General features: G+C 69.3%; 27 protein-coding genes and 2 pseudogenes. 11 read left to right on the top strand and 18 right to left on the bottom strand.

From position 1 onward, the window contains the following. The first annotated feature begins 153 nt into the window (after nucleotides 1–153). Complete coding sequence (locus OIE74_RS24540) at nucleotides 154–795, top strand: IclR family transcriptional regulator (RefSeq protein ID WP_329387122.1); 642 nt, start codon at nucleotides 154–156, stop codon at nucleotides 793–795. Between the two features lie 80 nt (nucleotides 796–875). Beyond that, nucleotides 876–1658: a S16 family serine protease gene (locus OIE74_RS24545; protein WP_329387124.1), complete on the top strand. Its 783-nt coding sequence runs from the start codon at nucleotides 876–878 to the stop codon at nucleotides 1656–1658. Between the two features lie 199 nt (nucleotides 1659–1857). On the opposite strand, the gene OIE74_RS24550 is transcribed toward OIE74_RS24545, so the two are convergent. The 3 genes and pseudogenes from OIE74_RS24550 to OIE74_RS24560 all read right to left on the bottom strand — a co-directional run. Further along, a complete protein-coding gene (locus tag OIE74_RS24550; protein WP_329387126.1) occupies nucleotides 1858–2184 on the bottom strand; it encodes a hypothetical protein in 327 nt (108 codons plus the stop codon). Nucleotides 2185–2200: 16 nt separating this feature from the next. Then, nucleotides 2201–2899 (bottom strand): class I SAM-dependent methyltransferase, encoded by a 699-nt coding sequence (locus OIE74_RS24555; protein ID WP_329387128.1) that lies wholly within the window; start codon nucleotides 2897–2899, stop codon nucleotides 2201–2203. After that, a pseudogene (locus OIE74_RS24560) lies at nucleotides 2900–3301 on the bottom strand (aminoglycoside phosphotransferase family protein); the annotation flags it as partial. It lies immediately after the preceding gene. Between OIE74_RS24560 and OIE74_RS24565 the strand changes: the two are divergent. Continuing rightward, entirely contained in the window at nucleotides 3205–3804 is a 600-nt protein-coding gene (locus OIE74_RS24565) for a Shedu immune nuclease family protein (RefSeq protein ID WP_329387130.1), read from the top strand. The pseudogene OIE74_RS24560 and the gene OIE74_RS24565 overlap by 97 nt on opposite strands. Before the next feature lie 82 nt (nucleotides 3805–3886). On the opposite strand, the gene OIE74_RS24570 is transcribed toward OIE74_RS24565, so the two are convergent. The 3 genes from OIE74_RS24570 to OIE74_RS24580 are packed head-to-tail and all read right to left on the bottom strand — an operon-like array spanning nucleotide 3887 to nucleotide 6463. Continuing rightward, on the bottom strand, nucleotides 3887–4657 hold the full coding sequence (locus OIE74_RS24570; RefSeq protein WP_329387132.1) for a WbqC family protein: 771 nt from the start codon (nucleotides 4655–4657) through the stop codon (nucleotides 3887–3889). A 19-nt stretch (nucleotides 4658–4676) separates the two neighbouring features. Continuing rightward, the gene (locus tag OIE74_RS24575) at nucleotides 4677–5345 is read right to left on the bottom strand and encodes a YdcF family protein (protein WP_329387134.1); all 669 of its coding nucleotides are present in this window, start codon (nucleotides 5343–5345) and stop codon (nucleotides 4677–4679) included. Between the two features lie 14 nt (nucleotides 5346–5359). After that, on the bottom strand, nucleotides 5360–6463 hold the full coding sequence (locus tag OIE74_RS24580; protein WP_329387136.1) for a helix-turn-helix domain-containing protein: 1104 nt from the start codon (nucleotides 6461–6463) through the stop codon (nucleotides 5360–5362). 154 nt (nucleotides 6464–6617) lie between these two features. Here OIE74_RS24580 and OIE74_RS24585 point away from each other — a divergent pair, with 154 nt between their 5' ends. The 7 genes and pseudogenes from OIE74_RS24585 (at nucleotide 6618) to OIE74_RS24615 (ending at nucleotide 11120) form a co-directional block, all read left to right on the top strand. After that, complete coding sequence (locus OIE74_RS24585; protein ID WP_329387138.1) at nucleotides 6618–7046, top strand: hypothetical protein; 429 nt, start codon at nucleotides 6618–6620, stop codon at nucleotides 7044–7046. Nucleotides 7047–7057: 11 nt separating this feature from the next. Continuing rightward, nucleotides 7058–7459 carry an ATP-binding protein gene (locus tag OIE74_RS24590; protein ID WP_329387140.1) on the top strand — a complete coding sequence of 134 codons (402 nt, stop codon included), beginning with the start codon at nucleotides 7058–7060 and terminating at the stop codon, nucleotides 7457–7459. Next, a complete protein-coding gene (locus tag OIE74_RS24595) occupies nucleotides 7456–7926 on the top strand; it encodes a DUF5949 family protein (RefSeq protein ID WP_329387141.1) in 471 nt (156 codons plus the stop codon). The genes OIE74_RS24590 and OIE74_RS24595 overlap by 4 nt, the downstream gene beginning before the upstream one ends. A gap of 52 nt (nucleotides 7927–7978) precedes the next feature. Next, complete coding sequence (locus tag OIE74_RS24600) at nucleotides 7979–9100, top strand: NAD-binding protein (protein ID WP_329387144.1); 1122 nt, start codon at nucleotides 7979–7981, stop codon at nucleotides 9098–9100. 5 nt (nucleotides 9101–9105) lie between these two features. Further along, the gene (locus OIE74_RS24605) at nucleotides 9106–9648 is read left to right on the top strand and encodes an NUDIX hydrolase (protein ID WP_329387146.1); all 543 of its coding nucleotides are present in this window, start codon (nucleotides 9106–9108) and stop codon (nucleotides 9646–9648) included. A gap of 214 nt (nucleotides 9649–9862) precedes the next feature. Beyond that, nucleotides 9863–10582 (top strand): annotated as a pseudogene (locus OIE74_RS24610) (hypothetical protein); the annotation flags it as partial. Nucleotide 10583: 1 nt separating this feature from the next. Then, nucleotides 10584–11120 carry an NUDIX domain-containing protein gene (locus tag OIE74_RS24615; RefSeq protein WP_329387148.1) on the top strand — a complete coding sequence of 179 codons (537 nt, stop codon included), beginning with the start codon at nucleotides 10584–10586 and terminating at the stop codon, nucleotides 11118–11120. On the opposite strand, the gene OIE74_RS24620 is transcribed toward OIE74_RS24615, so the two are convergent. The 8 genes from OIE74_RS24620 to OIE74_RS24655 form a co-directional block, all read right to left on the bottom strand. After that, on the bottom strand, nucleotides 11087–12394 hold the full coding sequence (locus tag OIE74_RS24620; protein ID WP_329387150.1) for an MFS transporter: 1308 nt from the start codon (nucleotides 12392–12394) through the stop codon (nucleotides 11087–11089). The genes OIE74_RS24615 and OIE74_RS24620 overlap by 34 nt on opposite strands. Further along, the gene (locus OIE74_RS24625) at nucleotides 12391–12570 is read right to left on the bottom strand and encodes a hypothetical protein (RefSeq protein WP_329387152.1); all 180 of its coding nucleotides are present in this window, start codon (nucleotides 12568–12570) and stop codon (nucleotides 12391–12393) included. The genes OIE74_RS24620 and OIE74_RS24625 overlap by 4 nt, the downstream gene beginning before the upstream one ends. Nucleotides 12571–12617: 47 nt before the next feature. Then, nucleotides 12618–13241, bottom strand: coding sequence for an ArsR/SmtB family transcription factor (locus OIE74_RS24630; protein ID WP_329387154.1), 624 nt, complete (start codon nucleotides 13239–13241; stop codon nucleotides 12618–12620). Between the two features lie 89 nt (nucleotides 13242–13330). Continuing rightward, on the bottom strand, nucleotides 13331–14317 hold the full coding sequence (locus OIE74_RS24635; protein ID WP_329387156.1) for a glycine betaine ABC transporter substrate-binding protein: 987 nt from the start codon (nucleotides 14315–14317) through the stop codon (nucleotides 13331–13333). Then, nucleotides 14317–15159 (bottom strand): ABC transporter permease, encoded by an 843-nt coding sequence (locus OIE74_RS24640; RefSeq protein ID WP_329387158.1) that lies wholly within the window; start codon nucleotides 15157–15159, stop codon nucleotides 14317–14319. Before OIE74_RS24640 ends, OIE74_RS24635 begins: the two co-directional genes overlap by 1 nt. After that, on the bottom strand, nucleotides 15156–16355 hold the full coding sequence (locus OIE74_RS24645) for an ABC transporter ATP-binding protein (protein WP_329392429.1): 1200 nt from the start codon (nucleotides 16353–16355) through the stop codon (nucleotides 15156–15158). Before OIE74_RS24645 ends, OIE74_RS24640 begins: the two co-directional genes overlap by 4 nt. 139 nt (nucleotides 16356–16494) lie before the next feature. Further along, entirely contained in the window at nucleotides 16495–17151 is a 657-nt protein-coding gene (locus OIE74_RS24650; protein WP_329387160.1) for an ABC transporter permease, read from the bottom strand. Nucleotides 17152–17180: 29 nt separating this feature from the next. After that, the gene (locus OIE74_RS24655) at nucleotides 17181–17684 is read right to left on the bottom strand and encodes an Lrp/AsnC family transcriptional regulator (protein ID WP_329387162.1); all 504 of its coding nucleotides are present in this window, start codon (nucleotides 17682–17684) and stop codon (nucleotides 17181–17183) included. Nucleotides 17685–17816: 132 nt separating this feature from the next. On the opposite strand from OIE74_RS24655, the gene hppD reads away from it, so the two are divergent. Then, entirely contained in the window at nucleotides 17817–18971 is a 1155-nt protein-coding gene (gene hppD, locus OIE74_RS24660) for a 4-hydroxyphenylpyruvate dioxygenase (RefSeq protein WP_329387164.1), read from the top strand. Nucleotides 18972–19083: 112 nt separating this feature from the next. On the opposite strand, the gene OIE74_RS24665 is transcribed toward hppD, so the two are convergent. The 4 genes from OIE74_RS24665 to OIE74_RS24680 form a co-directional block, all read right to left on the bottom strand. Then, nucleotides 19084–19893 (bottom strand): amino acid ABC transporter ATP-binding protein, encoded by an 810-nt coding sequence (locus tag OIE74_RS24665; protein WP_329387167.1) that lies wholly within the window; start codon nucleotides 19891–19893, stop codon nucleotides 19084–19086. Between the two features lie 5 nt (nucleotides 19894–19898). After that, complete coding sequence (locus OIE74_RS24670; RefSeq protein ID WP_329387169.1) at nucleotides 19899–20684, bottom strand: amino acid ABC transporter permease; 786 nt, start codon at nucleotides 20682–20684, stop codon at nucleotides 19899–19901. Between the two features lie 13 nt (nucleotides 20685–20697). Beyond that, nucleotides 20698–21441, bottom strand: a complete 744-nt coding sequence (locus OIE74_RS24675) for an ABC transporter substrate-binding protein (RefSeq protein WP_329392430.1) — start codon at nucleotides 21439–21441, stop codon at nucleotides 20698–20700. A gap of 266 nt (nucleotides 21442–21707) precedes the next feature. Next, nucleotides 21708–23348 (bottom strand): hypothetical protein, encoded by a 1641-nt coding sequence (locus OIE74_RS24680; RefSeq protein ID WP_329387171.1) that lies wholly within the window; start codon nucleotides 23346–23348, stop codon nucleotides 21708–21710. Nucleotides 23349–23395 lie beyond the last annotated feature (47 nt).

Raw genomic sequence — 23395 nt, forward strand, 5'->3', positions numbered from 1 at the left:
ACATACGCGCCGTGGCAGCGCCGCCACGGAGCGCGGCCGGTGCGCCATGGCCTGCCGGCGGCCTCTCTCCGTGTGTCGCCGATGGGACCGGTGCCGCGGGCTCCGTGAGAGTGCCGTCGTCACTCACTCCGAAACTCCGAAGGAGAGGGCGTCGTGACCGCGGAGACCTCCCAGACGCTCGACCGGGGACTGCGCGTCCTCAAACTGCTCGCCGACACCGACCACGGGCTGACCGTCACCGAGTTGTCCAACAAACTCGGCGTCAACCGCACCGTGGTCTACCGACTCCTGGCCACCCTCGAACAGCACGCGCTGGTCCGCCGCGATCTGGGCGGACGCGCCAGAGTGGGCCTGGGGGTGCTGCGTCTGGGCCGCCAGGTGCATCCGCTCGTACGGGAAGCCGCGCTGCCCGCCCTGCGCGCGCTCGCCGAGGACATCGGTGCCACCGCGCATCTGACTCTCGTGGACGGCGCCGAGGCGCTGGCCGTCGCGGTCGTCGAGCCGACGTGGACGGATTACCACGTGGCGTACCGCGCCGGCTTCCGGCACCCGCTGGACCGGGGCGCCGCGGGCAAGGCGATCCTGGCCGCCCGGCAGGGCTCGTACACCGAGACGCGGTGCACGCTGACCCACGGCGAACTGGAGGCGGGCGCCAGCGGCGCCGCCGCCGCGCTCGTCGGGGTGACCGGCATCGAGGGCAGCGTGGGCGTGGTGATGCTCGCCGACTCGGTGCCGGAGCGGGTGGGCCCGCGCGTGGTCGACGCCGCGCGCGAGGTGGCCGACGCGCTCCGCTGAGGCGGTCGCCAGGCGCCCCGGGACGGGCTCCGGAGACGGGCTCTGGACCGGGGCGGCGGACCGGCCGATAGATTGACGCTGTGCTTTCTCGTCTCTCCGGTCTCTCGCGCCCCCGCTCCCTCGCCCTCTCGGCGGTCCCCGTCGTCGCGCTGCTCGTCGTCGTCGGGGTGGCCCCGCTGCCGTACGCGGTGGCCCAGCCGGGCCTGACCGCGAACGTGCTGGGGGACTACCGGGGCGATCCCGTCATCTCGATCAAGGGCGCGGAGACCAGAGAGCCGGAGGGTGAGCTGCGGATGACGACGATCCTGGCGACGGGACCGTCCGCCGACGTCGACTTCGGCGATGTGCTCGACGGCTGGATCCGGACCGACCGCGCGGTGCTGCCCCGCAACTCGGTCTACCCGGCGGGCCAGTCCGACAAGGAGATCGAGCGGCACAACACCCAGGAGATGGTGAAGTCGCAGAACGTCGCCGTCGACGCGGCCCTCGCCCAGCTGGGCCGCAAGCCGGACTCGGTCGACGTCACCCTCCACCTCGCCGACGTCGGCGGTCCCAGCGCGGGCCTCCTGTTCGCGCTCGGCATCGTCGACATGCTGGACGGCGACCTCACGGGCGGCCGCTCCATCGCGGGCACCGGCACGATCAGCGCGGACGGCGACGTGGGCGCGGTGGGCGGCGTCTCCCTCAAGACCCAGGCAGCGGCCCGCGACGGCGCGACGGTCTTCCTGGTCCCGGAGGCGGAATGCACCGACGCCCGTTCCGAACTCCCCGACGGAATGCGCCTGATCCCGGTCAGAACCCTGAAGGACGCGGTGTCGTCCCTGCGCTCCCTGAAACGGGGCGGCAAGGTCCCGAACTGCTGACGGGGGAGCCGTCCGCCGGGGTACGCGACCTTGGTGCCGTGGATGAGACCAGTGAGAACGCTTTGGACAGGGTTGCTGCGGTTGCCAGTCCCGGTATGCACGCCGCGCGTGCATCCACTCCTGAGGGCAAGGCGGCTATGACGGGATGACCCCGGTCGCTTGAACCTCGGGCACGACCAGGCCGCCGTCGCCGATCGCTTTAGTCAGGCCGCCACACTCCGGCTGCCCAATCCCGTACCTCTGTGAGGTGGTCCGTACGGAGACCGGTGTAAGGGTCGGGTTGGACGAGCAGGGTGGGGTTGCCGCGAGCGGTGCGTTCCGCAGCCCAGGCGTGGTCGAGGCTGGTGAAGTCGTCGTCGATCCAGACCACGGCGGCTGGGTCGAGCCAGACGTCGACGGGTTTGTCCGGCGATCGGCCGGTGGGACGGACGGTGTGGCGGAGGTGGGTGGGCGGGGTGGTGCCGTCGGCGGCCGGGAACGGTATGAGGACGCCGTCGATGTCCAGGAGCAGATAGGGCAGGGTCATGTGGTGTCTCCGTTGGTCAGCGTTTGCGGGCGGTGATCAGGAGGGTGGTGGGCCACCGGTCGAGGTGCGGGTGGCGCAGTTCCCGTGCGGTGGTGATGCGCAGTCCGGTCTGCGTGAGGTGGGCGTCCCAGCGGCGGGCGTCGAACTCCCAGCGGGCGAGGGGCAGTCGGGTGCGGTCGGGCATGGTGACGTAGTCCTCGCGCGGACGGTCGTCCGTGGATGGATGTCTTCCGGCCCGTGCCGGGTGTGGGACGGAGAAGGCCAGGACGCCGCCCGGCTTGAGGCGGCGGGAAATGGCGGTGAGCAGGAGTTCGGGGGCGACGAGGCCGACGGCGCCGAAGACGGAGTAGATCGCGTCGTAGGTCCGGCCGGTGCCGGTGGCCTGGAGGTGGTGCAGTGCGTGTACCGCGGTGAACGTGGCTCCGTTGATGTGGCCGTAGTGGGAGCGGGCGCGGCGCACCTGGAGTCCGATCAAGTCCACGCCGGTGACGTGGGATTGTTGGTATTTCGCGAGGTGGGCGACGTTGTGGCCGGGGCCGCAGCCCAGCTCCAGGATGTGCTTGCCGCGCAGGTCGGGGCCGAGCAGCTCGGCTCCGGGGCCGAGGCCCGGGTGGGTGCTCCATTCCATGCGGGCGGGCGCGCTGAGCGCGTTGGCGGGGTCGGTGGCCATCCGCTGGGCCGCGTGGGCGTACCAGGGGGAGACCTGGGTGAGCATCTAGACCTCCAAGTGGTGGACCACGTCGTTCAGGTGGCGACGGACGACAGAGATGTAGACGGGGTCCTTGGCCGGGTCGTCGATCCAGCGGACGGCCTGCTCCATGAACCACTCCACGACCCACATGCGGTGCCAGCCCAGCGCCCAGGCCTCGGCCGCCAGACCACCCCGGGGGGCAAGGGAGTCCTCATGGCCCCCTGCGGTGACGTACTGCTCCAGGAACACCCGCAGCCGTACGGGACTCGGTGCGTCGATCGTGCCGTGGTACGAGGCGAGGTCGATCAGACCGGGCCCGGTGAAGGCGCGTGCGAAGCCGAGGAGGTGTCGGCCCTTCTCCCCGATGTGGACGCTCGTGGGGTGGAACTCGGAGTGGACCCAGCCGAACGGGTCGAGCGTCGCTCCCTGACGAATCCATCAACGACCGCAAACTGGAACGCATCACCACCGGCGCCAACATCTTCGGTGGAACCGGGAAACGCATCGACGCCATCATGCGGTCCAAGGGCCTGATCAGCAGCATGCTCTTCTGCGAGATCAAGACCCACGACACCGAACTGCTCTCCAAGACCCCGTATTGCGCGGGCGTCTACCAGGCATCCAAGGAACTCGGCGGCGGTGTGGCGCAGGTGCAAAAGACGGCCAGCAAGGCCCAACAGCTCATCTCCAGCCAGTTCCTCACCCGGATCTACGAGGAAGACGGCACCCCGACAGGCACTGAACTGTCCACCACCCGCCCGCGACAGGTCGTGGTGATCGGGAGCCTGCGCGAGTTCACCCACAACGGCGCTGTGAACCCGGAGAAGATGAGCTCCTTCGAGCTATACCGGACATCCATCCAGGACGTCGAGGTAATCACGTTCGACGAACTCTACGAGCGGGCCTGCTTCATCGTCGAGGATCACTGAGGCGGACCGCTGCCAGGGCGCTCGCCGACACTGCGACTACCGGTGACGGAGTGTTACCGGCGCACGGGGGCTCATCCCGGCTTCACGGAGATCTTGCCAGGGCCACGTTCGGTGACGCCCCCCTCCATGAGGAGGGGGCGGCTGCCATCTGGAGCCGGCCGCGGTGGGCGGCGAGTGCCCGGAGGCGGCCTGCCACGGCGTCCGGGCCCAGGGTGGCCAAGGCCCACAGGGCACTGAGGCGGCGGCCGGAGGACCAGATGCCGGTGGTGGGCGGCCGGAACGAGGCCACGGCGATGTTCTGAACCGTGAACGGGGCGGGGTCGAGATAGGTCATGCCACCGGTCCCGCACAGATACGCGCGGGCGCCGGTCGCCGCAGAAAGGTCCGCGAGCCGGACGGAGCGGCCCGGCCGGGCCGACAGACGGCTGCTGGTGAGGACCTGGCCCTCCCAGCCCAACAGGTCCAGCAGGACGCGGGTGGAGGTCTCGGCAACCGTCGCGGTCTTGCCGGTGTCGAATGCATCCAGCACCGGATCCAGGGCCTCGGCGAGGGCGCGCCAGTGAGGGCTGGCCCCATAGTGCTGCCGCAGCATCCCCTCGGTCCTGCGGCGGGCCAGGTCCGGGTCGTCGATCACGGCGTCGCGGATGAGGGTGGGCCGTCCGCTCGGCAGGCGGGTGGGGATGGTAAGCCACTGCTGACCGGCGGGGTCGTCGAGGTTCGCAAGGCGGGCTCGGTGCTGGTAGTCGCGGCGGGTGAACTGCACGTCGTCCAGGACGATCCAGTAGTCCGCCGCGAACAGCTTGGCCAGCGTGGTCAGCCGGGGCAGGAAATTCGGCTGGTGGATGGCACACAACCCGCCCGGCTCGGGCAGGTCAGGGGTTGATGAGGCGGCTGGTGAAGCCGTCGCGGATGAGGGACTCGTACGCTGCATGCACGTCCTCCGGGACCTCCTGCTCGATGGCGAATCCGAGCTTTGGATACTCGATGACCCGCTGGAGGTCGCCGACGAGCATGTCCAAGACGAGTTTCTCGTCGCCGATGGACTTCAGATAGTCGTCGAACTCCAGCGGCTCCGACGCGCAGAGGATCTCGACGTCGGGCCACAGCTTGCGGGCGGTCGCGAACGACCGCCTTTCCATATAGGGCTTGGAGACCAGCAGCACCGACGCCGGGGTGATGCCTGCGGCGACGAGGACCTCACGCGAGAGGGTGATGTTCTGTCCGGTGTTGCCCGCGTTCGGTTCCAGCAGGATCGCCTCGGCGGGGACGCCGAGGTCGATGGCGTGCTCGCGGAAGTGGACGGCCTCCCCGCGCGGGAAGACCTTGGTGGTGGTGGGACTGTTGCCGCCGGTGAACACCAGGGTCGGGAAGAGCCCGGAGCGGTACAGCTCGGCGGAGTGGGCCGCGACGCCGAGGTCGTGGCTGCCCAGCCCGATCGCCACGTCGACGGGCCGCAGCTCGTGCTGCATCTGGTGGTAGTTCCAGATCAGCTTGGCCTGGCGCCACTGGTCCTCGGTGATGCCCTGCTGGTCGTTGCTCACGCGTTTCTCCCTGGTCATCGTTGCCGAGGGCCGACCGGCCCCTCGCTCATGGCCTTGATGCCCTCGATACTGCGCAGTTGGTGCACAAGCCCGTACTGCGCGGCTACCTTGGCGGCCTGGTCGAGGACGAGGAGTCCATCATCCCGGGTCGCCGCATCGGAGAGCAGGATGTGGCCATGAGCGGTGTCCAGTCGCACGCCTTGCATCGGTGAGTCGGGCGTCCCGCTGCTGCGGGCGATGTCGATGAAGTGCAGGGCCCGGGTAAGGTCGCCGGCGCCGCGGCGGGCGAGCGCGAGTTTCTGGTGGGCCACCGACCAGTCGTCCGGTTCGGTGAGGTCCTCGAAGTCGCGGGTCGCCACCTGCATGACGCGGGTCGCATAGTCGTGCTGACCGTCCTTGCTCAGCGCGGTCCCCACCCACAGCCTCGCGCGGGCCCGGTCGCGGCGGGAGAGCCGGTCATCGACGGCGAGCGTCTCGTAGTTGCGGGCGGCGATCTCCAGCTTCCCGGACATCTCGGTGACGACCGCGAGGGACAAGTCGAGCTGGGCGACGCGGCGGGGGATGTCGAGCTGGGTGAAGGCCGCGCGGGCGCCGGCATAGGAGTGCTGGGCGGACAGCGGGCCCAGGACAACGCCCTGGTCGCGCTTGAGGTCGCCGAGCAGGGCGGTGGAGCGGGCGAAGAGATACAGGCCCTTCTCGTCCAGCTCGGGGGCCTTGAACCGGCTCAGCCACCGGGTGAGGAGGCTGTCGGCGAAGGCGAAGTTCTGCCGGGACAGGGCGACCACGACGCGGTCGAGGTCATCGGCCCAGGACTCGTATTCCCAGGTTCTGGGGCCGGAGGCGGTTAGGCGGCGTCGGCCAGCGTTCTGCACCGGGCTGGTCATCTCGGACAGGAGCGTTTCGAACCGCAGGTGGACAGCGGCGTCCGAGCGGCCGAGGGCGGTGTCGAGGATGGCCTGAGTGTCGGGTCTGGGCTCGGTGTCGGCGAGCTTGCTCTCCCACTTGGACACGGTCGCGACGGCCAGGCCGAGCTGCTGGGCGAAGGCCCGCACGCTCAGTCGCAGAGCGAGCCGCAGGGCCCTGGCCTCCAGGCCGGTCCAGTGGTGCACGGTCGCCACGCGTCACTCCCTTCCACCGGTCATCGAAGCAGATCCGTGCAGTCGGCGGGACGGAAGTGGAACGGAAGTAGAACGGCCGGTGATTGGCGGCGAGTTGGCCGGACGCCACGCTCAGAGCGTCACCATTTGTCGAGCCTTTGGGACGGTCCTGAGCATGGAACCCCTCACGGAGCATCGCCCGGTCAGCGGCCTGGTCGTTTACGGCTTCCTGCGGCTGGTGCGGGTCTCCCAAGCGCGGCAGGACGCGCTGGTCGCCTCGCTCACCGAGTACTGCCGCAGCCACGAACTGCAGTTGTCCGGCGTCTTCACCGACCGCGACGCGTCCGCCCGGCCCGCCTCAGCGGCGTTCACCGGGCTACTGGACGTGCTCGCGCTGCCGGACGTCTACGGCGTCATCGCCCCGGCCATGTCGCACCTGGGGCCGAAGGCCATAGCCGCTGAACGCGGGCGGCGGATCGAGGCGGTCGGCTCGCGACTGCTGCTGGTCCGCAAGCCCCGCACGGCCCACCACTCCATCTCCCGCAGCGGTCCCCTCCGCCGCCGTCACCCCGGCACCCCCCGCGTCCTGGACGCCGAGTCATGAGGACCACCGTGATGACCAAGACGACCCAGCAGTTCTTCGACGCGCGGCCCGAGTCGGTCGGCCAGGCACGGTCCTTCACCTCTGAGGCCCTGGCCGACTGGGGTCTGCCGGACCGCGCCGAGGACGTCCGGCTCTGCGTCTCCGAACTCGCCACCAACGCCCTGGTCCACGGGACTGCCCCCGGACACGGCTTCCTGGTCAAGCTCGACGCCGACGAGGATGTCGTACGCCTGGAAGTGCACGACAGCCGCCGCCAGCACCCGGAAGCCCGGCGGGCCGCCGGCACGGACACCTCCGGACGCGGGCTGATCCTGGTGAACGCGCTCGCCGACGGCTGGGGAGTCGAGGACCGCACTCCGGTCGGGAAGATCGTCTGGTCCTGCTTCAAGGCCACGGGAGGCACGACAGCATGAGCGTCCTGCTCACTCCGCCCGGCCCTGAGCTGCGGCTGCTGGCGTCGCTCGCAGCCTGGACCTGGCCCGGCACCCGCCCGGACGGCCGCGAGATCGCGCACATCCTGATCACCCACACCCCGCCCCTGACCGGCTCGGGCACCGCTGAGACGGCCGAGGCCAGGATGCGGCGGCTGTCCGCCAGCCTGGGTGGCCTGGTCGGCGCCCGGGAGGTCGTTCCGGTGCTGGAGCGCTGCCTGCAGATCGTCGGCGACCAGGTGCTGGTGCGCTTCCCCGGCGCCTCCCGGCGGCTGCGGCTGCCCACCCGTCGGTCCTGGACCGAACAGGTCGCCCGTAGCGGTGAGGCAATCCTCCTACTCGGGCTGGACCCCCTGCCGCAGTCCGCTGACGCCGCCAAGGTCGACGCCTACCTGGATGCAGCGCTCGCAGCCGACCGGCTGCTGTTCGGACGCGCCCGCACCCGTTGAACCCGCATCTCCTCGCACGGCCCCCGGACGGAACGGATGAGAGGGAACTGCCATGGAAACCTTCGAACGCGCCCGGCTGGACGCCTACTTCGCCCGGATCGCCGCCCAGTTCGCCCCGGGTGAGCAGACGGCATCGTTCCTCATCACGCACCTGCTGGCCGAGCGTCCCGCGTTCGTCCGCGCGGTCGCCGCGATGACCCGGCTCACTGCGGTGCTGCCCAAGCCGAAGTCCGTCCACCCGGCCGCGAAGCGCGAGGTCGAGCAGACGCACATGGTCGACACCCTCACCCGCGAAATGTTCGCCCAGGCCGACGACGCTCTGGACTACCTCGAATCCCGTGCCGCCGACCAGACGGTCACCCTGCTGGACGTCGGCGGCTACTTCGCCCCCAGCCTCGCAGACGTCCACAACCGCTTTACCGGCCGGCTCGCCGGGGTGATCGAGGACACCGAGAACGGGCACCACCGCTACAAGGACCTCGACAAACTGCCCTGCCCCGTCATCTCCGTCGCCCGCTCACCACTGAAGGACCCCGAAGACTTCCTCGTCGGCCAGTCCGTAGTCTTCTCCACCGAGGCCGTCATGCGCGATCGCGGTGACATCCTCCACGGCCGCCCCGCCCTGGTGATCGGCTTCGGCAAGCTCGGCAGCTCGATCGCCCGCCTCCTGCATGCCAAGGGCGTCCATGTCACCGTCTTCGACATCGACCCCGTCCGCCGCACCCAGGCACTCTCCCAGGGCTTCACCGTCGCCCGCGACCGTGAAGCCGCCCTGACCGGGGCCGGCCTGGTGCTCTGCGCGACCGGCGCCGTCTCCCTGTGCGGCGAGGACTTCTCCCACCTGCGCAACGGCGCCTACGTCGCCACCGTCACCAGCAGCGAGGACGAACTCGACCTCGCCGGACTCCCTGACGTCTACACCCGCACCCAGGTCGGCGACCACGTCACCCGCTACCAGACCACCGGCCACTACTTCTATCTGGCGAACGGCGGCAACGCCGTCAACTTCATCCACGGCGCCAGCGTTGGGCCGTTCATCTTCCTGGTCCAGGCCGAGATCCTCGCCGCGATCAGGATGCTCACCCGCGGCGACCTCGCCCCCGGCATCCATGAGGTCCCCGCACCCGACCGCGAAGCCATCGCGGCGACCTGGCTCTCCTACTTCAACAGGTGATCACCATGACCATCACGGCCCACCACATCCGCACCACCATCGCCGCCTACCTCGACGAACACCCCGAGGACAAGCGCGAACTCGGCCTCGTCCTCGGCCTCCTGGACGACGGCGACGACCTCACCAGCCGTAAGACCCTGCCCGGCCACGTCACCGCAGGGGCCATCCTCGTCGGCCCCGACGGCCGCATCCTGCATATTCTCCACAACGTGACCCAGAAATGGCTTTTGCCCGGCGGTCATCTGGAGCCCTCGGACGAGACGCTCCTGCAGGCCGCCGACCGCGAACTCGCCGAGGAGACCGGCATCCCGCCCCACGTCGTCACCCCGCACGGCGAGACTCCGCTCCACATCGACATCCACCCCATCGACGCCAACCCCGCCAAGGGCGAGCCCGCCCACCAGCACTTCGACTTCCGCTTCCTCTTCCGCACCACCGCCGACATCGGCGAACTCCAGGCCGAAGAAGTCTCCGACGCTGCCTGGCGAACGGTCGGCGCCCTCCACGACGAGAGGTTGGGTCAGCGCGTCGCCCAAGCACTGCGCTGACCCCAAGACCGGCCGCCCCTGCGTCTGCGACCCCCAACGCGCGCGGGGGCGGCCTCCCAGCCCGCCCAGCGACAGGCCACCAAGAGTGGCCTTCGTCACCTGATACGGTGATCGTTGCCATGGAAAGCGACACGATGCACCGTCTCTACGAGACGCGAGCCGGAGCGGCAGCCGCCTCCTAATAACGACACGACCTGCATGGGACACAGTCTCTGCGGCGACAACAGGGTGGAAGCACCACGACCTCAGCCATGAAGGCGCCGCCCAGCGCTACTACCAGGTCGGCTACCAGCTCGCCTGCGAAGCCGACCCCCGAGGCCACGCCGCCTGGATGATGCGTGCCCTCGCCCACCAGGCCCTCAGCCTCAAGCAGCCCCACCACTGCGTCGATCTCGTCGAAGGAGCGCTCACCCGCGGCCTCGGCCACGTCGACGGCCAGACCGAAGCCCTCCTCCACATCACCCACGCCCGTGCCTACGCCGCCGTCGGCGAGAGGCCCGCAGCGGCCCGCGCCCTGCTCGCCGCCGAAGACGCGCTCCTGCGCGACGACGTTCCTCAGCCCAGCTTCTCCCGTGTCAGCGGCCCCGTGGCAGGCACCGTGGCCAGCCACACCGCCCGCACGCTGACCGACCTCGCCGACCACACCGGCACCGAACAGCAGCACCGCGACGCCCTGACCCGCTGGGACCCCGGGAAGTACAAGCGCGTCCACGCCCTCACCCACGCCGACCTCGGCGACAGCCTCGCCGCCCAGGCGCGCGCCGACGAAGCGGTCGCCGCCTGGACCCAAGCCTTGGTCCTCATGGAAGGCATGGCCTCGGACCGCACCCGCAAGGCGATCACCTCCATCCGCTCCACCCTCGCGATCTACCAGCGCCGCCGCGTCCCAGGCGCGGCCGAACTCGCCCGCCGCGCTCGCGAGGCCCTCGCCTAACATGCCCAACAACCCGCCCGACGAAGGGAACACCGTGGCCCAGCAGACCAACGACCGCCCCCAAGCCCTCAAGCCGGCGCTCGACTCGATGACCCTGCTGGTCGCCGCCGTCATCGTCCACGACAAAGCCACCAACCGCGTCGTCCTCCTCCAACGAAGCCAGAATGCCAAGTTCGCCCAGGGAATGTGGGACCTCCCCGTCGGCAAGAGCGAACCAGGCGAGCCCATCACCGAAACGGCGGTCCGCGAGCTCTACGAGGAAACGGGCCTTACGGTGAAGCCCGAGTCCCTCAAGGTCGCCCACATCATCCACGGCGCCTGGGGCGTCGAAGCCCCCAACGGCTTCCTCACGGTCGTTTTCGTCACGCACGAATGGGTCGGCGAACCCGAGAACCGCGAACCACGCAAACACGCCCAAGTCCGCTGGATCGACGCCGATGCCATCCCCGACACCTTCGTGGATACCACCGCCAGCGCCCTCCACCACTACCTGAACGACAGGGCTCAGGTCTCCCTGGACGGCTGGCGGGCGGGGTAAGTACTCGGCCGCTTGCCCTCGTTCATGGCCGTGGTCCGGCGCGCCTCGTCCAGGCCGCGCCAGACCGGGAGCAGCGCCGGGCTCAGTGTTGCCAGCAGGTAGACCCCGCCCATCAGCAGAAGCGCCGTTGACAGGCTCGTGCCCTCGACGAGGAGGCCGGCCGTCAGGGCGCCCAGGGGCATCGTCAGCTCGCAGCCGGCGGTCATCGCGCCCGCGACCCGGCTGCGGAGTTCGTCCGGGACGCGTTCGTACGTCACCGTCGTCAGGATCGGGTTGATCATCCCGCCCGCCACTCCCGCTGCGCCCATGATCACCGCGAGTGCCGCGGTGGAGTCGGTGAGTCCCGCCACCGCGAAGCGTGGCGCGCCGCAGAGCAGGACGGCGACGGCGAGGACCGTGCGGCGGGCGAACTGGTGGCCCACCGCGCAGTACAGCAGCGCGCCCAGCAGGCCTCCGGCCCCGAACACCGCTGTGACCAGGCCCAGTTCGGCGGCGCCGCCGAGGTTGCGTTCGGCGTGTACGGGCAGCAGGACCCCGTTCCAGCCCTGGTCGATGCCGTTCATGAACATCACCATGATGACGACCGCGGCCAGGAGCCGGGTGCGCGCCAAGTAGGCGTAACCCTCGCGCAGTTCGGCGGCGTACGTACGCGGCGAGACCCGCGGCATGCCCTTGACCGGCTGCGCTCCCCGTATGCCGCGCAGCCCGGCGCCGACCAGCAGCGCCGACAGCAGATACGTCAACGCGTCCAGGAGCAGGGCGACTTCGGCACCGAGCAGGGCGATCACCAGGCCCGCGAGCGCCGCGCCGAGCATCCGGGCGCCGCGCTCGACAGCGTCGAACAGGCTCGCGGCGCGGACGAGGGTGGTGCCCGCCTGCTCGGCGAGATCCGGTACGAGGACGTAGCGGGCCGTGTCGCCGGGCGTGTGGGCCAGACCGTGGAGCGCCACCAGTGCGCAGAGCCCCCAGAACGGGAGCGAGTCGGAGCGGTGCAGCAGGGGGACGGCCCCGACGGAGAGCGCGCACAGGGTGTCGGACGCGATCGAGACGCGGCGGCGGCCGATCCGATCGATGACGGGGCCGCCGATGAGCGCGGAGAGAACGACCGGCAGGGTGGCGCAGAAGGCCACCACGCCGGCGCGGCCTGCGCTTCCGGTGGTCTGGAGCACGAACCAGGGGATGCCGATCAGGCTCAGGGTCCGGCCCAGGGCGGATATGGCGTTGGCGGTCAGGACCGCGGTGAGCGGCCACCGTCGTACCGCCGCGGCGGTCATACGGGGCGGATGCGGGCGCGCGTCGGGTGTTCGACCAGGCGCAGGCCCAACTCGACCAGGAGCCAGCCCAGTCGGGGGCGGAAGCCGTGGGTGCGGGGGAGGTGGGTGGCGGCCTCGGTCTGGAGTTCGGTCGCGCGTATGGCGTGGAGCTGGAGGTGCACGTCAGAAAATGGCATGACAAATCGTCCCTTCGTGCGAGGGTGATGAGAGGGGGCGGAGTGCGTCAGGCGTTCGGGGTGTCGAGCCGCTTCTGTGGCAGGGCGTGCAGATGGATCCGGACCTGTGCCACTGACTCCTCGCCCTCGGGCAGCGCGCGGTCCTCGTAGCTGGAGATCAGGTCGTGCAGTCGGCTCCCCAGCTCGGCCAGCAGTTCCGGTGTGAGTCGCAGGGTGAAGTCACTGAGGTCGGACTTGGTCGCCCAGACGTCCGGCCAGTCGTGCATCGTGCCCAGCCAGGTGCTCACCTCCCGGTCGTGGATGGAGGCGATCTCGTGCATGAACGTGTTCAGTGCTCCGCGTACCTCGGGGTCGGGGTCGTGGTGCAGCGTGTCGTCGACCATCACGCCCCGGTCCGCCGCCTTCCACCAGCGCTCCCGGCCCTTGCCGCGCCCCGGGTCGTCCGCGACGAACCCGTGCTCGGCCAGCTGGCGCAGGTGGTAGCTGGTGGCGCCGCTCGACTCGCCCAGCCGGTCGGCGAGTTGGGACGCGGTGGCCGGGCCGTGGTGGCGCAGGGCGGTCAGCAGCCGCATCCGCAGGGGGTGGGCGAGACCGCGCAGTGAGCGCGGGTCCAGGGTGCGGACGTCCTGTACGGGGACGTCCGGCGCGGGGGTGTCGGGATTCTCGGGCATGGCCTCAGCGTAGGCTTGCAAAGAAGTGGTTGCAAGGGTTTCTTTGCAACCACTTCTTTGCAAGTTGAGGCTCAGGGCCGGCGCCCCCCTCAGCCCTCCTTGATGAAGCCCTCCTCGATCAGCCAGTCCTTCGCCACCTCGTGCGGATCCTGGCCGTCCACGTCCACCTTCGCGTTCAGCTCCTGCGCGATCCCCGTGTTGAGGCGCTCGCTCAGCGGGTCGAGCAGACCGGCGATCTCCGGGTACTTCTCGTACGTCGAACTGTGGATCACCGGCGCCGCGTTGTAGTTCGGGAAGAAGTGCTTGTCGTCGGCGACCGTGTCCAGATCCATCGCCTTGATCCGGCCGTCCGTCGTGAACACCTCGCCCACCAGGCAGGAGTTGGACTTGGAGACCTGGGTGTAGATGATCCCGGCGTCCATCTTCTTCACGCTGGAGGCCGGGACCTTCATCCCGTACGCCTTCACCATTCCCGGCAGCCCGTCCTCCCGCGAGGCGAACTCGTTCTCCACGCAGACTGTGATCCCGCCCGGCTGCTTCTTCGACAGGGCGGCGACGTCCGACATCGTCTTGAGCCGGTACTTCGCGTTGTTCTTCTTGCTGATGCCCAGCGAGTACGTGTTGTTGAGCGTGGACGGCGCCAGCCAGCTGACGTCGTGCGAGCGGTCCGCGTCCCGTACGGCCGTCCACTGGTCCCGCGAGCCGGTGATCGGCTTCTCGTTGCCGAGGTAGGTGATCCATGCCGTGCCCGTGTACTCGTACATCGCGTCCGCGTCACCCTTGACGATCGCCTCGCGCGCGCTGATCGAGCCCGGCAGATTCGTCCGGTCCACGACCTCCGCGCCCGCCGCCTTGAAGATCAGGCCGATCATCTGGCCGAGGATGATGTTCTCGCTGAAGTTCTTCGAAGTCACCGTCAGCGAGGCGCCCTTGAGGGGTTCACCCTGGCCGACCGAGCCCGGGGCGACCTCGTCCACCATCGGGGAGCCGCTCTTGAGACCGCACCCGCCGAGCGTGGCGGCGCTCAGCACCAGCGCCAACGCACCCGTCACAAGCCTTCTGTTCGTCCGGCGCATCAGCGCTCCTCCAGTCCGCGCGGGGTGAGGACCACTTCGACCAGCGAGGCCAGCCAGTCGATCAGCAGCGCCAGCGTCACCGTGAGCACCGAGCCCAGGATCAGGACCGGCATGCGCTGCGTCTGGATGCCCGAGGTGATCAGGTCACCGAGCCCGCCGCCACCGCCGAAGGTCGCCAGTGTCGCCGTACCCACGTTGAGTACCAGTGCCGTCCGTACGCCCGCCAGGATCAGCGGTACGGCCAGCGGGAGTTCGACCCTGCCCAGCGTCGCGAGCGGCGACATCCCGATGCCGCGCGACGCCTCCACCAGTTGCGGGTCGATGGCCCGCAGACCCGCCACGGTGTTGGCGAGCACCGGCAGCACCGCGTAGACGACCATCCCGATGATCGCCGTGGAGGGGCCGATGCCCAGCCAGATCACCAGCAGCGCCAGCAGCCCGAGTGCCGGGGTCGCCTGTCCGATGTTGGCCAGCGCGGTCACGACCGGCGCCGCCCTGGACAGCCCGCGCCGGGTCAGCGCGATGCCCAGCGGGATCGCGATGACCAGCACCCAGAAGGTGGAGACCGTGGTCAGTTCGACGTGCTGCCACAGCCGGAGCCGCACATTTCCGTTGGCGAGCGAGTTCCGCGCGATCGAATCGAGCTCCACATTCGTGATCCAGGCGAAAGTCAGCAGCAGGACAACCGCGACCACCGAGGGCACCGTCAGCAGCTTGGCCCGGGTTATCCGGCGCTCCGGGGCGGCCGGCGGCGGGGCCGGTTCCGACTCCTCGTCCCGGAAGGCGTGCCCCTTGACGTCGTGCTCGCCCGGTGGGCGCCGGCTGCGCGCGGGAGAGGTCATACGTCCGCACCGCCCGCCGGCTCCTGGCCGGTCCGCTGCCGGCGCTGCTCCGCCAGCTCGTGCTGGTGCTCGAAGGCGGTGAGCCGGTCCGCCTCCAGCAGCTCCTGGACGGACGTCATCAGCGTCTCCATGTCGACGACACCGATGTACTCACCGCGTCTGCCGGTCACGGCGACCCGGCCGCCGCTCTCGGTCAGGACCGCCTCCAGCGCGTCGTGCAGGGTGGCGTCCCTGGTCACGGTGTGGTGCACCAACTGGCCCGCGTTGGCGAGCGAGCCCTTGGCGCGGGACAGGTCGCCGCGGCGCAGCCATTTGTACGGGCGGTTCTTCCGGTCCAGCATCAGCAGCTCGTTGTGCGGGCCGCTGCCCAGCTTGTTGAAGATCGACTGGAGCGGGTCCTCGACCGTCACCGACGGGAAGTCGGCGATCTCCACCTCCCGTACGCGCGTGAGGTTCAGCCGCTTCAGCGCGGCCCCCGCGCCCACGAAGCCGGAGACGAAGTCGTCGGCGGGGTTGGTGAGGATCGCCTCGGGGGTGTCGAACTGCGCTATGTGTGAGCGCTCCCGCAGGATCGCGATCCGGTCGCCGAGCTTGATCGCCTCGTCGAAGTCGTGCGTCACGAACACGATCGTCTTGTGCAACTCGTGCTGGAGACGGATCAGTTCGTCCTGGAGATGGTCGCGCGTGATCGGGTCGACCGCGCCGAACGGCTCGTCCATCAGCAGCACCGGCGGATCGGCGGCGAGCGCCCGCGCGACGCCCACCCGCTGCTGCTGACCGCCCGAGAGCTGACGCGGATAACGGCCGTGGAACTCGCGGGGGTCGAGCCCGACCAGGTCGAGCATCTCCTCGACCCGGTCCTTCACCTTCGGCTTGGACCAGCCGGCCATCTTCGGTACGAGCGCGATGTTCTCGCCGACCGTCATGTGCGGGAAGAGACCGGAGGACTGGATCGCGTAGCCGATCTGCCGGCGGAGCTTCACCGGATCCATGTCGGTGACGTCCTCGTCGCCGATCCTGATGCGCCCGGAGGAGGGCTCGATCAGCCGGTTGATCATCTTGAGAGTGGTCGACTTACCGCAGCCGGAGGGGCCGACGAGGATGACGGTCTCGCCCGCCCTGATCTCCATCGAGACGTTCTCCACGGCCGGGTTGGGGCTGCCCGGGTAGCGCTTGGTGAGGCCGTCGAGCTGGATGGTGGCGCCGCTCGTGGAGGCGGCGCTCGTGGAGGCGCCGCCGTCCGCGCCGTCCGCGCCGTCGGCGGATACGGCTCCGGCCCGCACCACGGCCTGGTCGCCGTTCGAGGCGTCGTCCGCGGCGTGGACCGGCGTCGGGTCAGTGGTCTCGGACACGGATCCCCCTTGAGATGGTCAGTCGGCCGAGCAGGACGTACGCGGCGTCGAAGAGCAGGGCGAGAATGACGATGCCGATCGTTCCGGCGAGTACCTGGTTGATCGCGTTGGCGCTGCCCAGCGAGGCGATGCCACGGAAGATCTCGTTGCCGAGACCGGGCCCCGACGCGTACGCGGCGATGGCGGCGATGCCCATCAGCATCTGGGTGGAGACCCGGATGCCGGTGAGGATCGGCGGCCAGGCGAGCGGCAGCTCGACCCTCAGCAGCCGGGCGGTGCGCGACATGCCGATGCCCTTGGCCGCGTCCACCAGGTCCGGGTCCACGCCGCGCAGTCCGACGACGGCGTTACGGACGATGGGCAGCAGCCCGTACAGCGTCAGCACGATCACCGTGGGCGCGACGCCGAGCCCGACGAGCGGGATGAGCAGACCGATGGCCGCCAGCGAGGGGATGGTCAGGACGGCGGCGGTGGAGAGGACCGCCAGATTGCCGCCCCAGGGGCTGCGGTAGGTCAGTACGCCGATGGCGACACCCAGGACGGTGGCGATGACCATGCACTGGAAGACGGCGCTGGCGTGCTGGAACGAGTCGGTGAGCAACTGCTGGTGGCGGTTGGCCAGATAGTCCCAGAAGTCCACGGCGCTCCTCTCTGGTGGGTCGGAGTCGGTCAGCCACCCGGCCGTTCGGGTGGCCGGTCGCCGTCGGTGTCCTGGGCTGCCTGTTCCACCAGCGGGATGATCCGCAGCGGAACGGGGTTCTCCATGACGATCGCCGTGGAGGCCCGCTGAATACCGGCGAAACCGACAACCCGGTCGATCACCCGTTGGAGATCGGCGTTCGAACGAGCGACGAGTCGGCAGAGCATATCCCCGGTTCCGGTGGTGGTATGCAGTTCGAGAACCTCTGGAACGCCGCTCAAATGGGCCCGGACATCCGAACCTTGTCCTTGCTTGATCTCCAGGGTTGCGAACGCCGTAACTGGGTAGCCGAGAGCGGCCGGATCGACGTCCGGACCGAATCCCCGGATGACTCCGTTGGTCTGAAGACGGTCCAGCCGCGCCTGTACGGTGCCGCGCGCCACCCCCAGCCGGCGTGACGCCTCCAGCACCCCGATGCGCGGTTCCCGTGCCAGCAGGGCGATGAGCCTGCCGTCGAGCCCGTCGATACCCATGGCGCCTCCCGGGGCGGTTCGTGGTGGTCATCCTGTGCAGATGGTCCGGTCATCCTCGCCCCCGGCTGTACAGACTGCCCAGCGAATGCGCGAACTGTTGCGCACCTTGCGGAACGGGGAGACGCTGCCGTCATGGCAGACACCTCGGTGAACCTCGACTCAGCCCCCTCCACCGCGCGCGACGCCGACCCCTTCCCGGTCAGGGGAATGGACGCCGTCGTCTTCGCCGTGGGCAACGCCAAGCAGGCGGCCCACTACTACTCGACGGCGTTCGGCATGAAGCTGGTCGCCTACTCGGGCCCCGAGAACGGGAGCCGCGAGACCGCGAGCTACGTACTCACGAACGGCTCGGCCCGCTTCGTCCTCACCTCCGTCATCAAGGCGTCCACCGAGTGGGGGCGCTTCCTCGCCGATCACGTCGCCGAGCACGGCGACGGTGTGGTCGACCTCGCCATCGAGGTGCCGGACGCGCGTGCCGCGTACGCCTACGCCACCGCGAACGGCGCCACCGGTCTCCAGGAGCCGTACGAGCTCAAGGACGACAGCGGCACCGTCGTACTCGCCGCCATCGCCACCTACGGCAACACCCGCCACACCCTGGTCGAGCGCACCGGGTACGAGGGCCCGTACCTGCCGGGCTTCGCCGAGGCCGCCCCGATCGTCGCGGGCCCCGAGAAGCGCACCTTCCAGGCCATCGACCACTGCGTGGGCAACGTCGAACTCGGCCGGATGAACGAGTGGGTGGCGTTCTACAACAAGGTCATGGGCTTCACGAACATGAAGGAGTTCGTGGGCGACGACATCGCCACCGAGTACTCCGCCCTCATGTCGAAGGTCGTGGCCGACGGCACCCTGAAGGTGAAGTTCCCGATCAACGAGCCGGCGGTCGCGAAGAAGAAGTCGCAGATCGACGAGTATCTGGAGTTCTACGGCGGCGCGGGCGTCCAGCACATCGCGCTCGCGACGAACGACATCGTCGGCTCCGTACGCACGATGCGCGCGGCCGGTGTCCAGTTCCTCGACACCCCGGACTCGTACTACGACACCCTCGGCGAGTGGGCGGGCGAGACCCGGGTTCCCGTCGAGACCCTGCGCGAGCTGAAGATCCTCGTGGACCGCGACGAGGACGGCTATCTGCTCCAGATCTTCACCAAGCCGGTCCAGGACCGGCCGACGGTCTTCTTCGAGATGATCGAGCGGCACGGCTCGATGGGCTTCGGCAAGGGCAACTTCAAGGCCCTGTTCGAGGCGATCGAGCGGGAGCAGGAGAGGCGCGGCAACCTCTGATCCGTCGTACGACACCGTCCCGTCGTACGACACCGTCCGGCGTCGCCCGGCACGTGCGACACGGCGCGGCCCCACGGGAGTTCACCGTGGGGCCGCGCCGCGTCGCGTCCCGCTACTCCTTCGTGGTCCGCGCCCTGCCCTCGCTCAGCCCGGCGGCGGCCGGGTCGAGGACGCGGGAGAGGAAGGACTGGGTGCGGGCATGGCTCGGGGCGCCGATCACCTGGGCCGGGGGCCCCTCCTCGACGATGACCCCGCCGTCCATGAAGACGACCCGGTCGGCGACCTCCCTGGCGAAGCTCATCTCGTGCGTGACGACGAGCATCGTCATCCCCTCGTCGGCGAGCGAGCGCATCACCGCGAGGACGTCACCCACCAGTTCGGGGTCGAGCGCGGACGTCGGCTCGTCGAAGAGCATCAGCTGCGGGTCCATCGCCAACGCCCGTGCGATCGCCACCCGTTGCTGCTGCCCGCCGGACAACTGGGCCGGATACGAGGACTCCTTGTCGGTCAGACCGACCCGCGCCAGCCGCTCGCGGGCGACCCGCGCCGCCTCCGCCTTGTCGCGCCCCAGCACCCGGCGCTGAGGGAGCGTCAGATTCTGAAGAGCCGTCAGATGAGGGAAGAGGTTGAACGACTGGAAGACCATCCCGATGCCGCGGCGCACCTTGTCGATGTCCACGTCCGGGTCGGTGACCTCCGCGCCCGCCACCAGGATGGTGCCCGACGTCGGCTCCTCCAGCCGGTTCACACAGCGCAGCAGCGTCGACTTGCCGGACCCCGAAGGGCCGATGACGCACACCACCTCGCCGCGCGCGACCGTGAAGTCGATGCCGGCGAGGACCTCCAGCGAGCCGAACGACTTGTGCAGAGCCCGTACTTCGATGGCCGGTGCCTCGCGGTCCAGCTCCACCGGTTCCTCCACCGCGCTCACCTCGCCCTTGCCGTACGCGCTTCGAGCCGCCGGACCAGATGACCCAGCGGCAGGGTGATGACCAGATAGCAGAGACCGGCGATGAGGATCGGGGTCAGGCTGCGGTTCTGGTTCAGGGCGTCCCGGCCGAACTTGGCCAGCTCGTACTGTGACAGGGACAGACCCAGCAGATAGACCAGCGACGAGTCCTTCGTCAGCAGGATCAACTCGTTGGTCAGCGGCGGCAGTACGATCCGCAGGGCCTGCGGGATGACGATCGAGACCATCGCCCGGCTCTGCGACATCCCGAGCGAACGCGCCGCCTCCGTCTGCCCCTTGGGCACGGCCTGGATACCCGCCCGGATCGTCTCCGCCATGTACGCGGCGCCGACCAGGCCCAGGGCCAGCATCACCGTCACGTACTGGTTGATCGCCACCTGGAAGGCCAGTGGCACACCGAACCCGAGGGCGATGAAGACCAGCAGCGCCGGAACGCCCCGGAAGAACTCGATGTAGACGATGGCCAGCCAGCGGTACGGCGGCACCTGAGACAGCCGCATCAGCGCGAGCAGCAGCCCCAGCGCCAGCCCGAACCCGAAGCCGAGCAGGGTGTAGACGACAGTGTTGACCAGCGCCGTCGTGATGATGTCGGGGAACTGGGCCTTGGCGACCTCGACATCGAAGAAGGCCCGCTGGATCTCGCCCCAGTCGGTGGCCTGGGCGACGACGACCAGCACGACGGCCAGGACGGCGTACTGCGCACTTCGGACGAGGCGGACCCGTTGTCGGCGGGACATGGACATCGGTGCTGGCTCCTCAACTCTTGGGGGCGGCGGGGAACCACTTCTTGTATATGGCGTCGTAACGGCCGTCGGCCTGGGCCGCCTTGATCACCTTGTCGATCTCCGCGCGCAGCGCGTCGTTCCCGGTGCGCACCCCCACGCCGTACTGCTCGCCGGTCTCGAACTCGGCGGTGACCTCGGTGTCCGGGTTCTTGCGCACGTACTCGAAGAGGACACCGTTGTCGTTGACGGCGGCGTCGACCTGGCCGGTCTTCACGGCCGTGAGCAGCAGAGCCAGGTCCTCGAACTGGACGGTCTCCACGTCCTTGCCGTTCTTCTTCGCGTACTCCTCACCGGTCGTGCCCTGCTGGACGCCCAGCTTCTTGCCCTTCAGGCCCGCCAGCGAGTCGTAACCGGCGCCCTTCTTGGTGATGAGCGCCTGGGTGGCCTCGAAGTAGGGGGCGGAGAAGTCCAGGTTCTCCTCACGTACGGGCGTGATCGTCATGCCGGCGGCGGCGACGTCACACTTACGGGCGTTGAGGTCCTCGCCCGTCTGAATGCCCTCGAAAGGCGTGTCCACGATCTCCTGGGTGACGTCGAGCTCCTTGGCAACCAGATCCACCAGGTCCACGTCGAAGCCGACGATCTTGTTGTCCTGGCGGGACTGGAAGGGCTCGTACGGCAGATGGGTACAGGTCGTGAGCTTCCCGGACTTCACCAGCTCCACCTTCGAGCCGTCGGACGACCCGGTGGTCTCGGTGCTCGTGCATCCGGTCATGGCGACGAGGGCGGCGGCGGTGGCTACTACGGGCAACACGAACACGGTGCGCGGGGACAAGACGCCTCCAAGCGGGAACGGACAACGCGGGAACGGGCAACAGCCCACAGGGTGTTGTGAGTTGCGCAGATCTTGCCATCGGAGGTGCCGGATGTCTCCTCACCAGGGGCGGGGTTAACGAGGTCGTCACGGCAGCGTGACGGCTCCGCGTACGGTGCCTCGTCCCTCTCGGGACCCGCGCTCCGGCCTGATCCAAAAGACACGCCCTACACGATCGGTTTCGTCTGAGTGCAGTTCTTCCACTCCACCCACTCCCGTGCGCCGCCGTTCTTGGGGCCCTTGGCGTACGTCGGGTTGCCGGTGATCGCCTGGTTCTTCTCCTCGTGCGTGATGTCGATGCCGAAGAGCTTGAACCCCGCGGTGATCTGTCCGGCCGAGATGCCGAAGCCGATGCCGAGTGAGGCGTTCCACCAGTCGGTGTTGGCGTTGTAGTCCAGCCGGGAGAGCTTGCCCTTGTCGTGCATCAGGCGCTCCAGCGGCCCCGCGTCGCTGCCCGGTGCCTCCGCCGCTTCCGAGGGGGTCGGCAGGGCGTCGCTGGCGGGGAAGTCGCCGCGACCGCGCAGCCAGTCCTCGACCGTCTTGCTGTCCCCGTCGTTGTCCAGTACGACCTCGGCGGACTCGGTGTGGATCTGGGAGCTGATGGTGCCGCCTCCGCCGCCGACGTCGATGGTCACCGGGGTGCCGGGGACGTTCGCGCCGGCGCCGCCCTGGAAGCCGGCGCCTTCGCCGTTCTCCTGGCTGGTGGTGATCACCAGCTTCTCCGGCCGGTGTTCCTTGCCGTCCTTCTCCTCCTGGTCGTACGTCGCCGCGTCGTAGGTGACGGCGACCTGCTGCATCCGCGTGGCCTTGCCCTGGGCGAGTTCGCCGCCCTTGGCGTCGACGCTGAAGGTGTAGATGAAGGTGATCTTGCCCGCGTCCGGGCCGGTGTTGGCGCGCATCACCACGACGTCCTCGGTCATGGTGCCGGTCCCGAACTCGCCGGATATGTTGCCGAGATCGGTCGGCTTGCCGTCCTTGTCCTTCCCGCCCTTGCCCTTGGTGAAGGACTTGCCGAAGCTGACGCTGCCCGCCGCCTCGGTGCTGGTCTTGGTGATGTCGACGTCCGGCGCCAGTTCCGGTTCGAGGTCGGGCTTCTTGGAAGCCGCGTCCGACTGGCAGGCTCCCATCGCCGCACCGGGGTTGTAGCCGCTCTGGTAGCGGCAGCCGTCGTTCTGTTTGAGGTACGAGGCGAACTTCTTGGCGTCCTCCAGATTCAGCTCCAGGTCCTTCTGGGGGTCGCCGGTCTTGTTGCCGTTGAACAACCACTGACCGCCGCTGCCGCTGCCCTTCATATAGCTGCCGCTCAGCGACGCGCTGCCGCCCCAGTCCTTCAGACCGGGAATCCCGGCCGAGATGCTGGCGGTCGCGCCGATGCCGCCCTCGCCCACGCGCTCCAGGGTGACGGTGCCGTCCGACCACTGCTGGAGCTTGACCTGCTCGGAGCCGCTGATCTTGATGAAGACGATCTGGACGACGACCGTGTCCTTCGTCTGCTCCTGGGCGAGCAGGCACTTCGCGGGCTGGAAGGGGTCGCCGGGTATCCCGCCGTCGTCGCCGTCCCCGCCACCTCCCCCTCCGCCGTCGTCCCCACCGCCGCCCCCGGAGTCGCAGCCGTCACCGCCGTCGCCCGCGTTGACGATCCGGCACACCGCGTCCTGAAGGCCCACGGCCGTATCGGCGGGGACGGTCAGCGCCAGGATCGCGGCGACGACCGCGGCGACGACGCCGATCATCGCGACATACTCGACACCGCCCTGACCCTTGTCGCGTGGCCGACGTGAACTCCGTACGCACTCCGTGCCGTTCATCTGGACTCCTCGCCCAAGCCGTCAGCCATTTCCCAGGGGGAAACGGA

The organism is Streptomyces sp. NBC_01716, assembly GCF_036248275.1.
Taxonomy (GTDB): Bacteria; Actinomycetota; Actinomycetes; order Streptomycetales; family Streptomycetaceae; genus Streptomyces.